This window comes from Arthrobacter sp. ISL-95 (assembly GCF_018613695.1).
In the GTDB taxonomy this organism is placed as follows: Bacteria; Actinomycetota; Actinomycetes; order Actinomycetales; family Micrococcaceae; genus Arthrobacter.
Map to the genome: position 1 here is coordinate 221,628 of NZ_JAGGPR010000016.1, position 13,706 is coordinate 235,333.

General features: G+C 61.4%; 13 protein-coding genes. All 13 read right to left on the minus strand.

Annotation, left to right across the window (positions count from 1 at the left end):
• Positions 1-23: 23 nt before the first annotated feature.
• Positions 24-722 carry a DivIVA domain-containing protein gene (locus tag J7I86_RS19775; protein WP_214822573.1) on the minus strand — a complete coding sequence of 233 codons (699 nt, stop codon included), beginning with the start codon at positions 720-722 and terminating at the stop codon, positions 24-26.
• A 156-nt stretch (positions 723-878) separates the two neighbouring features.
• Positions 879-1,166, minus strand: coding sequence for a YggT family protein (locus tag J7I86_RS19780; RefSeq protein WP_159734804.1), 288 nt, complete (start codon positions 1,164-1,166; stop codon positions 879-881).
• A gap of 105 nt (positions 1,167-1,271) precedes the next feature.
• Positions 1,272-1,808: a cell division protein SepF gene (locus J7I86_RS19785; protein WP_214822574.1), complete on the minus strand. Its 537-nt coding sequence runs from the start codon at positions 1,806-1,808 to the stop codon at positions 1,272-1,274.
• Positions 1,809-1,893: 85 nt separating this feature from the next.
• Complete coding sequence (locus tag J7I86_RS19790; protein WP_214822575.1) at positions 1,894-2,652, minus strand: YggS family pyridoxal phosphate-dependent enzyme; 759 nt, start codon at positions 2,650-2,652, stop codon at positions 1,894-1,896.
• Positions 2,645-3,382, minus strand: coding sequence for a polyphenol oxidase family protein (locus J7I86_RS19795; RefSeq protein WP_214822576.1), 738 nt, complete (start codon positions 3,380-3,382; stop codon positions 2,645-2,647). The genes J7I86_RS19790 and J7I86_RS19795 overlap by 8 nt, the downstream gene beginning before the upstream one ends.
• A 26-nt stretch (positions 3,383-3,408) precedes the next feature.
• Positions 3,409-4,629, minus strand: a complete 1,221-nt coding sequence (ftsZ, locus tag J7I86_RS19800; RefSeq protein ID WP_011774419.1) for a cell division protein FtsZ — start codon at positions 4,627-4,629, stop codon at positions 3,409-3,411.
• 209 nt (positions 4,630-4,838) lie between these two features.
• Positions 4,839-5,750, minus strand: coding sequence for an FtsQ-type POTRA domain-containing protein (locus J7I86_RS19805; RefSeq protein ID WP_214822577.1), 912 nt, complete (start codon positions 5,748-5,750; stop codon positions 4,839-4,841).
• Positions 5,743-7,113 carry a UDP-N-acetylmuramate--L-alanine ligase gene (murC, locus tag J7I86_RS19810; protein ID WP_214822578.1) on the minus strand — a complete coding sequence of 457 codons (1,371 nt, stop codon included), beginning with the start codon at positions 7,111-7,113 and terminating at the stop codon, positions 5,743-5,745. The genes J7I86_RS19805 and murC overlap by 8 nt, the downstream gene beginning before the upstream one ends.
• Positions 7,110-8,228 carry an undecaprenyldiphospho-muramoylpentapeptide beta-N-acetylglucosaminyltransferase gene (gene murG, locus J7I86_RS19815; RefSeq protein ID WP_214822579.1) on the minus strand — a complete coding sequence of 373 codons (1,119 nt, stop codon included), beginning with the start codon at positions 8,226-8,228 and terminating at the stop codon, positions 7,110-7,112. The genes murC and murG overlap by 4 nt, the downstream gene beginning before the upstream one ends.
• Positions 8,229-8,234: 6 nt before the next feature.
• Positions 8,235-9,536, minus strand: coding sequence for a putative lipid II flippase FtsW (ftsW, locus tag J7I86_RS19820; protein WP_214822580.1), 1,302 nt, complete (start codon positions 9,534-9,536; stop codon positions 8,235-8,237).
• 2 nt (positions 9,537-9,538) lie between these two features.
• Positions 9,539-11,128: a UDP-N-acetylmuramoyl-L-alanine--D-glutamate ligase gene (gene murD, locus J7I86_RS19825; protein WP_214822581.1), complete on the minus strand. Its 1,590-nt coding sequence runs from the start codon at positions 11,126-11,128 to the stop codon at positions 9,539-9,541.
• Positions 11,110-12,219 (minus strand): phospho-N-acetylmuramoyl-pentapeptide-transferase, encoded by a 1,110-nt coding sequence (gene mraY, locus J7I86_RS19830; RefSeq protein ID WP_214822582.1) that lies wholly within the window; start codon positions 12,217-12,219, stop codon positions 11,110-11,112. Before mraY ends, murD begins: the two co-directional genes overlap by 19 nt.
• On the minus strand, positions 12,216-13,706 hold the full coding sequence (gene murF, locus J7I86_RS19835; RefSeq protein WP_214822583.1) for a UDP-N-acetylmuramoyl-tripeptide--D-alanyl-D-alanine ligase: 1,491 nt from the start codon (positions 13,704-13,706) through the stop codon (positions 12,216-12,218). Before murF ends, mraY begins: the two co-directional genes overlap by 4 nt.

Sequence of the window (13,706 nt, forward strand, 5' to 3'; positions counted from 1 at the left end):
GCCACCGGCTTTCAGAATACTTGCTAAACGTCAGCGGTTGCTTCGCCGACCTCAGGGGCAGCGACAGAACCACGTGCGTCAAGGTCGCGGAGCTGGCCTTCGATGTAAGCCTTCAGGCGTGAACGGTAGTCGCGTTCGAAGCCTCGGAGCTGCTCAACCTTGCGCTCGAGAACGGAGCGCTGCTGCTCGAGGGCGCCAAGGATCTTGCGGGACTTCTCCTGGGCGTCGTTGACGAGGCTGGAAGCCTCGATCTGAGCCTCGGCAATGATCTTTTCCTTCTGCTGCGCGCCGTCGGAAACGTGCTTGTCGTGCATCTGCTGTGCCATGGCAAGCAGACCTGCAGCGGACTCAGCGGAAGTGGTGACGCCGTTGTTTGCAGCGGGTGCCTTCGGAGCTGCAGCAGCAGCTGCTGCCTTCTCGGCTTCCTTCTTCTTGGCATCTTCTGCGGCCTTGGCTTCGGCTTCCGCCTTCGCCTCAGCTTCCTTGTCAACCTTGACCGGGGCCGGAACCTTCTCAACTACCGGAGCCGCAGCAGCTGCAGCGGGAACGGCCGAACCGGCCTCGCCGAGCTTCTTGCGAAGTTCGTCGTTCTCCTGGTTCAAGCGGCGAAGTTCCACCACGATCTCATCGAGGAAGTCATCTACCTCGTCCTGGTCGTAGCCTTCGCGGAACTTGGTCGGCTGAAAGCGCTTGTTGACAACGTCTTCTGGCGTCAAAGCCATCTGGTCACCTCGTTGGTCTAGTTAGTCAGTAGGCCTTCCGGCCGTTCAAAACTACGGTACCTAAATATCATCTTGTTCCTCCAATTCAACACCATCGTGTTGATTTGGAGAATTTGCGGCCTATGGACCATCGGTGGCCCGGGTTCCGCGGAGCAACTACGCCAGGCTGTTGGTCACTGCCATGGCAATGCTGACGGCAATAATAAGGATCAAGAACCCCAAATCCAGTGATATTCCACCCAATTGGAGGGGTGGTATCAGCTTCCTGAGTCTGCCAAGGGGAGGATCAGTCACGGAGTAGACAACATGGGCTGTAACCAACGCCACACCCCTGGGCCGCCACTGTCGGGCGAACATCTGAACCCATTCGAAGATGAGCCGGATGATCAGGGCAATGAAGAACAGCAACAACACAATATAGATAAGGCCGAAAACAATGCCCACGAGTTAGCTCAGATCTCCCACTTGTTCCGGAATGCCAATCGGTCCCTACTATTGCAACACAGATGCCAGGCGGGTTGACCCGCCTGGCATCCGCAAAGTCTTCTGTCAGCTCTGGTTGAAGAAGCTGGCCTGTGTTTCGCTGGCCTTTTTGTCATCTCCGATGACCTCAACGTATGACGGCGACAACAGGAAGACCTTGTTGGTCACCCTCTCGATGCTGCCGTGCAGGCCAAACACGAGGCCGGCTGAGAAGTCCACAAGCCGCTTGGCATCGGATTCGCCCATGTCAGTGACATTCATGATGACCGGAATGCCATCCCTGAAGCTCTCACCGATAACCTTGGCATCGTTGTAAGAACGGGGGTGAACGGTGGTGATTTGCCTCAGGCCCGAGGCATCTTCGCGGCTGGACGCCGCACGCTTGATGGGTGTCACGGGTGCGCGGTATTCCTCTTCGGCATCTACAGTGGGCATTTCACGGACAACTTCCCGGACGGGAGCGGGCGCCCGGCGCTCTTCCCGTTCCTGTGCCTGGGGGCGTTCATCGTCGTGGTTCGTGGCGACGGACTGCTCAGATTCGTAGTGTTCATCGCCGTCGGCGAGCCCAAGATAGATCATTGTCTTGCGCAGAGCGCCAGCCATGGTGCACTCCTATCGTTTCTGCAGTAGGCGGGCCGCCATGACTTGACATATTGGAACCCCGGCCCGTCATTCCAATACTTTGACGCTACCCCACGGCCGGACGGGAACCGAGAATATCGGAGCCAATCCTCAGGTGTGTCGCCCCGAACCTTACTGCGGATTCCAGGTCCTGGCTCATTCCGGCAGAAATACCTGTCGCAGCCGGATGCACTGCCCGGAGCGCCTCGGAAATCCCCGCGAGCCGTTCGAACGCCGCATCCGGATCAGCCCCCAACGGCGCCACGGCCATCAGGCCGGATAGCACGAGCCCGTCCGCCGACTCGATTTTCTCCGCCAGCACCTCAACGTCGGAGGGACTGGCGCCACCCCGGTGCGCACCGGCGTCGTCATCCAGGTTGACTTGGATGAAACAGTCAAGATCGCTCCGCCCCGTAGCATCCTTCTCCCGGGCGACCGCCCTGGCCAAGGCTTCAACAAGCTGCGGGCGGTCAACGGACTGGACCGAGGCAGCATACTTGGCAACGGACTTAGCCTTATTGCTCTGAAGCTGTCCGATGAAATGCCACTGGACATCAAGCCCGGTGAGCTCCGTGCTCTTGGAAGCCGCTTCCTGATCGCGGTTCTCGCCGACGTCCTTGACGCCAAGTGCCGCCAGACGACGGACATCAGCCGCGGGATGGAACTTGGTCACCACAATGAGTCTCGGCAGATCGCTCCGTCCTGCAGCGCGGGCAGCCGACTCGATCCGCTGCCGCACCAATCCCAGCCGGTCAGACAGCTCAGCGGCGCGGGAGTCGCCGCCTGCCTCTTTCCGCTGCTCGTTGCCATCTTCAAGGCTAGTCATGCGTCCACACCAAACCTGCGAACCGACCGGTCAGGGAGTCCCGCCGGTATGAAAAGAGGGAGTCGTTTTCCAGGGTGCACTCCCCCGAGTACTCCACGGGGACATTCAGTGCGGCCAACTGGGCCCTGACACCCGCAGGCAGGTCAAGGGCCGGCGTTCCCCACGAGGTGGAAGACCAGGTCTCGGGAATCTCTGCCGCCACCTCTTCGCGCAGCTGTTCCGGGACCTCGTAGCAAGATCCGCAAATGGACGGTCCGAGCCAAGCGCTGATATCCACAGCTCCCCGACGTCGCATTTCGGCGACAGTGGCGGGGACGACGGCTGAAGCTACGCCGGGTCGCCCGGCGTGGGCAGCAGCCAGGACGGGGCTGCTACCGGCGTCGGTGCCAACCAGCAGAACCGGGACACAATCAGCCACCATGACGGCCAGTGGCTGTACGGATCGATCTGAAGCCATGTGCAGCGCGGGGGCAGCGGAAACCATGGCATCTGCCGTTGGTCCAGGACCATAGGCTTCAATGAACTCAACGTGATTCCCATGGACCTGGTCCATGTACTGAAACCGCCGTGAAACCGATTGGTCTTCCAGTCCAAGAACCCGTTCCAATCGGGCGCGACGAGCCATCACTTCCGTGGGGTCGTCCTGCACATGGAGAGCCAGGTTCCCGGCGCCTGTATCCGTGAAGGCTACAGAAACGCCGGGCCGTACTTCATTTCGACACCAAAACACCTGGTACTGACTCTTTCGAACGTGGCTTACTTCAGGAAGTCAGGAACGTCGAGATCATCGGAGCGGCTGCCCGAAAGATCCGGTTCAACCACTGCAGGGAGGTCGACATCGAAGCCGGAGTCAGCGGGCAGGGCTGAGGGGCGCTGCTGGCCCCAGTTGCTCAAGCCTGCAGCACCGATACCTGCCGTAGCGTGCTGCGGGGCTGCAGCGCTGGACGGCGCACTGCTCGGAGCAGCCGGCCTATCCGAAGGTACCGGGTTCTGGGCCGGACGCGACTGGTCCATTGAAGGCGAGGTTGCCTTGACGTCGTCGAAGCCTGCGGCAATGACTGTCACGCGTGCTTCATCTCCCAAGGCGTCGTCAATGACGGCACCGAAGATGATGTTCGCTTCCGGGTGGGCAACTTCCTGAACAAGGCGCGCGGCCTCGTTGATTTCGAACAGGCCAAGATCCGAGCCACCCTGAATGGACAGCAGGACCCCGTGGGCACCGTCGATGGAGGCTTCCAGGAGCGGGGACGCGATAGCCAGTTCCGCAGCCTTGACGGCACGATCTTCACCACGCGCGGAACCGATGCCCATCAGGGCGGATCCTGCACCCTGCATGACTGACTTGACGTCAGCGAAGTCCAAGTTGATCAGACCCGGAGTGGTGATGAGGTCAGTGATGCCCTGCACACCGGAAAGGAGGACCTGGTCCGCGGAGCGGAAGGCGTCCAGGACGGAGACGTTGCGGTCGCTAATGGACAGGAGGCGATCGTTGGGGATGACGATCAAGGTATCGACTTCGTCGCGGAGCGCGTCTATACCGGCTTCGGCAGAGCCTGCACGGCGTCGGCCTTCGAAGGTGAAGGGACGGGTCACGACGCCAATGGTCAGCGCACCGAGGGAGCGGGCGATGCGCGCGACCACGGGAGCGCCACCGGTTCCGGTGCCACCACCCTCGCCTGCCGTGACGAAGACCATGTCAGCGCCGCGGAGAACTTCTTCGATCTCATCGGCGTGGTCTTCGGCTGCCTGTTTGCCGACCTCGGGGTTTGCCCCGGCACCGAGGCCTCGGGTGAGCTCACGCCCGACGTCGAGCTTGACGTCGGCGTCGCTCATGAGCAGCGCCTGCGCGTCGGTGTTGATGGCGATGAACTCGACGCCCCGGAGGCCGACCTCGATCATACGGTTGACTGCGTTCACCCCACCGCCGCCGATGCCGACGACCTTGATGACGGCCAAGTAATTCTGCGGTGCTGCCACGTTTCGTGCCCCTTGCTTGTGTCCTATAGCGAAACTGATCGAGTCCAACTTGAATCCTTGGACCTTAACCCTCTAGTTGAAGGTTATAGTTATGTCAAGTAACTCTACTGCGACGGTATTTCCTCTCGTTCCCACATGCAATCTCCGCTTGCGCGTGTCGTGTGATTGCCGCGAAATAAGGTCACCGTCAGTTACGTTCTCAGTACTGTTTATTTTGTAAACGGATGCCGGGGAACACTGACGTCGTAGACATTGACCGGGACCTTCGGATCCGCCGGCATCCTAAGCAGCGCTTCGAGTGCCTTCGCCTTCAGTTCCCTGTCCTCGGCATTGCCCCACACTACCGTCTTTCCGTCCACCAGTTTCAGCTCAACGGCGTCCGGTGAGGCTGCAGAGGCAGTGGACATCCTGGCCAGGATATCGGCGGGCAAAGTGTCCAGAACAGCAGCAATCGCCTTGAACGAGTCCGTACTAGTAGTGCCGACTCCGGCGTCTATCAAGGGCAGGGGCACGGCGGCCAAATCCTGTGTTGCTCCGAGTTGCACGCCGTCCACATCCACCATGACGTAGCTGTCCCCCTGCTTCAGCAGAGCCACCGGGACGCGCTCGTCCACGTGAACCAGCAACTCAGAGGGCGGCCGCGCTTCCATGGTGGCAGAGCGGACCTGGACGAGTGGTTTCAGGAGTTCGTTGATTTCCTGCTCGCTGACTTGTGGCAGCGGCTTGCCTTCGAGGCCGGACAGCGCTTTTTGCACCGCATCCGGCGTCACCAACGATGTTCCGTCCACGGTGATGGTGCGGACGGCCAACGCCGGCGAAAATATGGCCCCTGCGATCAGGGAACCGACCACCACGGCCACAATCGAGAGCGTCCAGAGCACTAGTCGTCGCTGACGCCGTTTCCTTGGCTCGGGAAAGGCAATGACGTTATCGGTCGGCGACTTACCGGCCTGCGCAGCACCGGCAGGCTTCGAGGGGCGGTCCGCCTCCGCGGCCTTCACCTCCGGTTCAACCGGGCGCTGCGCACTAATGACCTCCACTGAGTCACCGCTGGGGCGGCCCGCCTTGCTTTGCCGCGGGTCCGTAGTCGGTTTGAAGGTGGGCTTCCGCGTGCTAGCCATCCAATGCCGCCACAATTTGCGGTCCGTAAGCAGTGACGTCTCCGGCGCCCACCGTCAGGACTACATCACCGTCGATTGCAGAGTCCACCACGGCGTCCACAGCTTCATCAGCGGAAACAAGCCGGCCGTTACCCAAATGATCGGTGATGAGCGTGCTTGTTACCCCGGGGATTGGATCCTCGCGGGCAGGGTAGATATCCAAAACAAGAGCGGTGTCCGCCAGCTCCAAGGCGGCGGCGAACTCCTTGGCGAACTCACGGGTCCGCGAAAACAGGTGCGGTTGGAAGAGAACGTGCACCTTGTTACCCGCGGCCACGGAACGTGCGGCCGATAGTGCTGCGCGCACTTCTGTGGGGTGGTGGGCGTAGTCATCATAGACCCGCACTCCCCTCCCCTGGCCCTTGAGCTCAAAGCGCCTGGACGCACCTGTGAAGTAGCCCAAAGCGACCGCTGCCGTGCCGGCTTCCACGCCGAGTTCGACGGCGACTGCGAACGCGGCCGCCGCATTCAGGGCGTTGTGCCGGCCGGGCACCTGCAGGTCAAGCCTGTGGACGTCACTGCCAATGGCCACTGAAACGTCGCCAGGACCGCCATCATGAAGCCGGATGTCTGCGTCGCCGGATGTTCCGTATGTCAGTACCCGTGTTGTCCCGGTGGACGCTGTGCGCTCAGCCAAAGCCCGTGCTCCGGCGTCATCGGCACATGCCAGCAGGACGCCGTTGGCAGGCAGGAGTGCGGCGAAATCATCAAAGGAAGCAAAGACGGCCTCCGGCGTCCCGTAATGATCCAAGTGATCGGCTTCGACGTTGGTGACCACGGCAATCAGCGGACGGTAATTGAGGAATGACCCATCCGACTCATCGGCCTCTGCCACGAAAATGTCGGATTCACCGTGGGCTGCGTTGACGCCGAGTGCCGGCACGTTGGCGCCAATTGCGAAGGAGGGATCCAGGCCGGCCTTCTTCAGGAGCACAGCCACCATGGAGGTGGTGGTGGACTTGCCGTGGGTACCCGCTACGGTAACAACCCGGTGCCCGGCCATGGTGGCGGCCAAGGCTTCCGAGCGGTGGAGTACAGGCAGCCCGGCCTCACGCGCCGCCACTAACTCCGGGTTATCCGCCCGGATGGCTGAACCAGCGACGACCGTCTGGGAATCCCCGAGGTTCTTGGCGTCGTAGCCTACTGCAATGCGCGCACCTGCCAAAGCAAGGTCACGCATCACCGGCAGGTCCTTGACATCGGTTCCGCTGACCGGGACGCCTCGCGAGACCATGATGCGGGCGACTGCGGACATTCCCACGCCGCCGATTCCGATGAAGTGGACGCGTCCGAGGGACTCGAGCCGGGCGATGCTGGTGGTCATGCGGATACCGCTTCCAAGACAAGATCAGCCATCTGCTGATCGGCGTTTCTGATGCCAAGGGCTTCGGATTTCCGAGCCATGTGGTTAAGCCTGCTGCGGTCTGTCAGCAGCGGAATCAATTCGCTCCGGAGCCATTCCGGGCTGAGGTCCTTGTCCTCGATCATCAGCGCGCCGCCCGCGGAGACCAAGGGGGCTGCGTTCAATGCCTGCTCGCCGTTGCCGATGGGCAAAGGTACAAAGACAGCCGGGACTCCCACTGCAGCTACCTCGCTGACAGTTCCCGCCCCGGCTCTGGCGAGGATGACGTCGGCAGCGGCATAGACGTTCTCCATACCGTCCACGTACTCAACCTGCTGGTAGCCGTCTGCGATGAGGATGCCGCCGTCGTCATCCTTGACCGCTTTGCCCTTGCCTGTGATGTGGAGGGTCTCAATGCCGGCAGCCGCCAGTGCGGGCAGAGCAGCAGTGATTGCACGGTTGATGCTCAAAGCCCCTGAGGAGCCGCCTGTGACGATCAAAGCCGGACGGTGGGGATCCAACCCCAGCGCAGCCTTTGCCGCAGACGCAGCTTCAGTCCTGTTCAATTGCGAGATGGCCCGGCGCATGGGCATGCCCACGTGGCGAGCACCCCGCAAGCGGGTCCCGGCAAATGCCACGGCAACATGTTTGCTGAACCGGGCGCCGACGCGGTTGGCCAGGCCGGCTTTCATGTTGGCTTCGTGGATGACGATGGGGATCCGCAGTTTCCGGGCAGCGAGATACATGGGCGTACAAACGTACCCGCCCACACCCACGAGGACATCCGCACGGGACTCCTCCAGGATTCGCCGGGCCTGCCGCACCGCGCCGCCCAACCGGGCAGGCAGCTTGACGAGGTCCACTGACGGCCGCCGCGGAAAGGGAACACGGTCAATGGTGGCCAGCTGGTACCCGGCGGCGGGGACGAGACGGGTTTCCATGCCCGACGGCGTTCCAACAGCCAGGATGGAGGCTTCCGGATGTTTGTCCTTGATGGCATCGGCAATAGCCAACAGTGGGCTGACGTGACCGGCAGTTCCACCGCCGGCAAGGACGACGGACAAAGGCTTCGGCGCGTTTGCGGAGTCAAAAGTCATGAAGTGCTAAGTACGCTTTCGTGCGGTCTTGGACATGAGGCGCGGGAAGAATCCTGAGCGCTGTTGCGCCGGCAATTGGCCGCGGGCCAAAGACAACACTACGCCCACGCCGCAAAGGGACATGATCAGCGCGGAGCCACCATAGGAGATGAAAGGAAGAGGCACTCCCACCACCGGAAGGAGTTGGGTCACTACTGCCATATTCATGCTGGCCTGGCCGAGGAGCCACACCATGATTCCACCAGCCAGGGTGCGTTGGAACGGGTCGGTCTGCCGGACCACGACGCGGAAGATGGCGATGCCAAGGATCGCGAACAGGACCAGCACCACGATGGTACCCACAAGGCCGAGCTCCTCGCCGATGATGGCAAAGATGAAGTCGTTGTGCGCCTCCGGCAGCCAGTTGTATTTCTGCCGGCTTTGGCCAAGGCCCAACCCGGTCCAGCTCCCTTGTGCAAGGCCGTACATGCCGTTGGTGGACTGAAAATCGAAGTCAAACTGCTCGGTGCACTGCGTGGAGGCTGTTCCCAACCACGAGGTAATGCGGCAGATCCGGTTTTGGCTGCTGATGGTGCCGAGGACAGCGCCCAGAGCACCCACCGCGCCGGCAATTGCCAGCATGCGTCCGGGAACTCCGGCGAAATACAGCCCGGCAGCGGTGATCGCCGCGATGACGATGACAGTTCCGAGGTCGTTGCCCAACATTACCAAGGCAATGACGAGGCCGGCACCGGGGACGACGGGAATGATGACGTGCATCCAACGGTTAAGGAGTTTCTGTTTCCGCGCCAGAACGGCAGCGATCCACACGCAAAGGATCAGCTTGGCCATCTCGGAAGGTTGGAGGGTGATACCTCCGATGTCAATCCAGTTCTTGTTGCCGTTGACGCTGTTGCCCATGACCTGGACTAACGCCAGAAGAACAATCACGGCCCCCAGCGCCCACCAGGAGAGTCTCTTCATCCAGTTCACGTTGGTCCGCGAAATGACGTACATGGCAATGAGTCCAACAACACCGAAGAGCGCCTGTTTGAGGGCATCAGCGTACGGCGATTTGCCCTCGGAAATTGCCTCAACGCTTGAGGCGGACAACACCATCATGATCCCGATTGCCGTTAACGCAAGGGCACAGCCGAGTATCAGGTAATAGGTGGAGCTGTTAGGTGCTTTGCTCTTGCCTTCAAGGCTCTCCCAAAAGCCGCGCAAGTGTCCGCGGAGCCCTGTGGGGCGGCTGCCGTCACCGGATGCCGGCTTGGACTTCCCGTCCCGGGGTCCTTTGCCGCGGGTGCGGGTGGGCGTGCTGACCATTGTTACTCCTCGGTGGTCGGTGCCTGCCCTTCCATAAGCTCGCGTACTGCCAGGACGAAAGCATCGCCACGGTGAGCGTAGGAAGAGAACTGATCCATGGATGCAGCCGCTGGCGCCATCAGCACGGTATCGCCGGGCGTTGCCACCTCGGCCGCCGAGGCCACGGCCCGGGCCATGATGGTCTCACCGTAGATTGGCGAAGCGGCGTCTCCGGCTGCGGTCTGCACTCCCTCAGTGTCGCCCTTGGAAGGCGCGATCACGGGGACATCGGATGCGTGTCGCTGCAGGGCCCCTTCCAATGCCTCGGTGTCCGTGCCAATGAGCACCACGGCTTTGAGCCTGGGTGCGTGTTCTTTGACGAGGTCGTCATAGTTGACGCCCTTGGACAATCCGCCGGCTATCCACACCACCTTCTGAAAAGCCGAAAGGGCGGCGGAGGCCGCGTGCGGGTTGGTTGCCTTCGAATCGTTGATCCACAAGACATCCTTGTGGTTGGCCACCAGCTGGATGCGGTGGGCACCTGGCAGGTAGTTGGCAATACCCTGCTTTACCGCTGATGCATCAACTCCGTAGGCACGGACCAAGGCCGCTGCCGCGAGGGCGTTGGCCACCATATGGCGGGGTGCCACCGGACCTAGATCAGACATTGCGGCAAGTTCCGCCGCGGAGTCCTTACGCTCGGCAATGAATGCGCGGTCAACAAGCAGACCATCCACCACGCCCACCATGCTGATGGCCGGCGTGTTGGTGGTGAAGCCGATTGCCCGGCAACCCTCAACGACGTCGGCGTTCTCCACCATTCGTTCGGTTTCGATCTGTTCGGCATTGTAGATCGCCGCTTTTTGGGTGTTCTGGTACACCTTGGCTTTGTCCGCGAGATAAGAGGCGTAGGAGCCATGCCAATCAACATGGTCCTCGGCTACGTTCAAGCAGACACTTGCCACAGGGGACAACGAATGGCTCCAATGCAGCTGGAAGCTGGAGAGCTCAACAGCGAAAGCATCGTACTCCACCGGATCCCGGAGTGCGTCAAGAATCGGCGTGCCGACGTTTCCCACGGCTATGGCTTTGAGCCCGGCTGCCTGCAGCATGGATTCAGCCATACCCACCGTGGTGGTCTTGCCGTTGGTACCGGTAATCGTCAGCCAATCCGCGGTCTTGCGCCCGGCCCGCTCCCTCAGCCGCCACGCGAGCTCGACGTCGCCCCACACGGGGATGTGCCTGCGCTTCGCAGCGGCAAGCAATGCTTGGTCGGGGCGCCATCCGGGTGATGTCACCACAAGGTCCGGCAAAGTCTCATCGATCAACGGGAGGGCCTTCACGGCTTCCTCTCCCAACAGCACATCAACGGCACCCACAATCTTGAGGGTGTCGGCCTGGGCTTTGGCCTTGACGCTGGTGGCGGCGTCAACCACCACCACTTTCGCGCCGAGCTCGATCAGGGTATCTGCAGCCGCAAAGCCGGAGACACCGATTCCGGTCACCACAACGCGCAGACCGGCCCAGTCCGCATCCCAGCTGTTGAGCTGACTGAGCCTGTCAGTGTTTGACGGCGTCATCTCCGGGCTTTCGTTCACAGCAGCACCACCCATTCAGCGTAGAAAATTCCAAGACCTGCAGCCACGAAGAGCCCGGCGAGTATCCAGAACCGGACCACAACGGTAACTTCTGCCCACCCCTTCAATTCAAAGTGGTGCTGCAGCGGGGCCATCTTGAAGACACGCTTGCCGCCACTTAGCTTGAAGAAGCCCACTTGGATGATCACGGACAAGGTAATGAGAACAAAGAGCCCACCAACGAACGCAAGGAGGAGTTCGGTGCGTGACAGGATGGCGAACGCGGCAACGGCACCACCAATGGCCAAGGAACCTGTGTCACCCATGAAGATCTTGGCAGGTGAGGTGTTCCACCAAAGGAATCCCACCAGAGCAGCACTGAGAATTGCGGCCAGCAGGGCGAGGTCCATGGGGTCGCGGACCTGATAGCAGCCGCTGCCGGCTTCCCGGGGTGAGCCGCAGGCCTGGTTGTTCTGCCATATCCCCATGATGGTGTAGGCACCGAAAACCATGATCGACGCTCCTGCAGCCAAGCCGTCCAGGCCGTCGGTCAGGTTAACGCCGTTGGTAGCTGCGGTGATGATCAAGTTTGACCACAGCACAAACAAGATGGCGCCGACCACTGTGCCGCCGAAAGCGAGGTCCAGCCACGGGATGTCCCGCACCAGGGAAATTTGGGTGGACGCGGGACGCAGGCCGTCCTCATTGGGGAACTGAAGAACCAGCACGGCAAAGATGATGCCCACTGCCGCCTGCAGGATCAGCTTGGCCCGTGCATTGAGGCCAAGACTGCGCTTGTTGGAGATCTTGATGAAGTCATCGAGGAAGCCAACAAAACCCATGCCCACCATGAGGAACAGCAGCAACAGCCCCGAGGCTGACGGCCCGGCCGAGGCCGGATTCATCATCCACATGATCAGGTGTGTCACGAAGTAACTGATGAGCACCGCAGCCACCACCACGGTTCCGCCCATGGTGGGCGTGCCGCGCTTGGTGTGGTGGGACGTCGGTCCGTCGTCCCGGATAAATTGTCCGTAGCTCTTGGCCACAAGGAACTTAATGAACAAGGGTGTCCCGATCAGGGCTACCAGAAGGGCGACGCCAGCGCCGATCAAAAGTGCAATCACAGCAGCTCGTTCCCTTCGCTTGCGGCAGCTTCATCCGCGTTTTCTCCAGTGGGCTCGGCCCGTGGAGGTAATGCTATCCGATCACCCAAATGCCGTAGACCCACACCGTTGGAGGATTTGAAAAGCACCAGGTCTCCGGGTTCCAGCTCATTTTGAAGCAGCTCGTAGGCTTCTTCCACTGTCTCGGTGAAGGAACACTCGTCACCCCAGGAACCTTCCTGGATGGCGGAGACGTAAAGCGCACGGGCCTCACGTCCCACCACCACCAGCCTGGAGATGTTCAGGCGCACCACCTGGGTGCCCACTACGGTGTGTTCACGGATGGAGTCCTCGCCCAACTCGAGCATGGCTCCAAGAACGGCCCAGGTCCTTCTGCCTTGTCCCAGGTCCGCCAGCGTTCGAAGGGCAGCCCGCATGGATTCGGGGTTGGCGTTGTAAGCATCGTTGATGATGGTGACGCCGTCTTCACGTTCGGTCCGCTCCATCCGCCAGCGGCTGGCGGCCGACTGGGAGCTGAGCGAGGACGCGATGTCGGCGGCCGGGATGCCTGCGGCGAACGCGGCTGCGGCTGCTGCCAACAGATTAGTGACGTGGTGGCCACCTATCAGGCGGCTCCGCACCTCAACGGACGGGCCGCCGTCGGGCAGCACCAAATCAAAATCCGGGAAGCCTTGCTCATTGACCACAACGTTGCGGGCTTCCACCTCTTCAGTGGTAGCAGGCGAGGCGGTGAACCCCAGCACCTTGGCCTTCGTCCGGGTGCGCATGGCAGCAACCCGGCCGTCATCGAGGTTGATCACGGCTGTACCGTGCTCACCCAGGGCTTCCACCAGTTCGCCTTTGGTCTTGGCGATATTCTCCACGCCACCGAATTCACCGGCATGGGCAGTGCCAACCACCAGGACCACGCCGATGTCCGGTTTGACCATTTCCGCCAGGTACTTGATATGTCCCAGACCGGTAGCGCCCATCTCTATCACCAGGAAGCGGGTTCCGGCGTCCGCGGCGAATACCGTCAGCGGGACGCCCACCTCACCGTTGTAGGAGCCCTGTGGTGCCACTGTGGCACCGGCGGTGGACAGCACACCGGCAAGAAGGTCCTTGGTGGTGGTTTTGCCCGCAGAACCGGTGATGCCGATGACGGTAAAGTCCTCGCCACGGCTCTTACGCTCAGCACGGATGCGGCTGACGGACTCCGCTGCCAGCGCCCCCATGGCCAACACGGCATCTTCAACCACGACGGCGGGATAAGGGCGGCCCTCGACGTCGGTCACTTCACGTTCGGCGAGAACCAGGACGGCACCGCGTTCGAAAGCGGCGTCGACGAAGTCATGTCCATCGGCGTGCTCGCCGGGCTTGGCAACATACAACGATCCGGGCGTCGCTTCCCGGGAATCAGTGACGACGGAAGTGGGCACGATAACCGGATCTCCGGTCAATCGGCCATGGGTGATGTCGGCGATCTCCGCCGCAGTAAGTGCAATCAT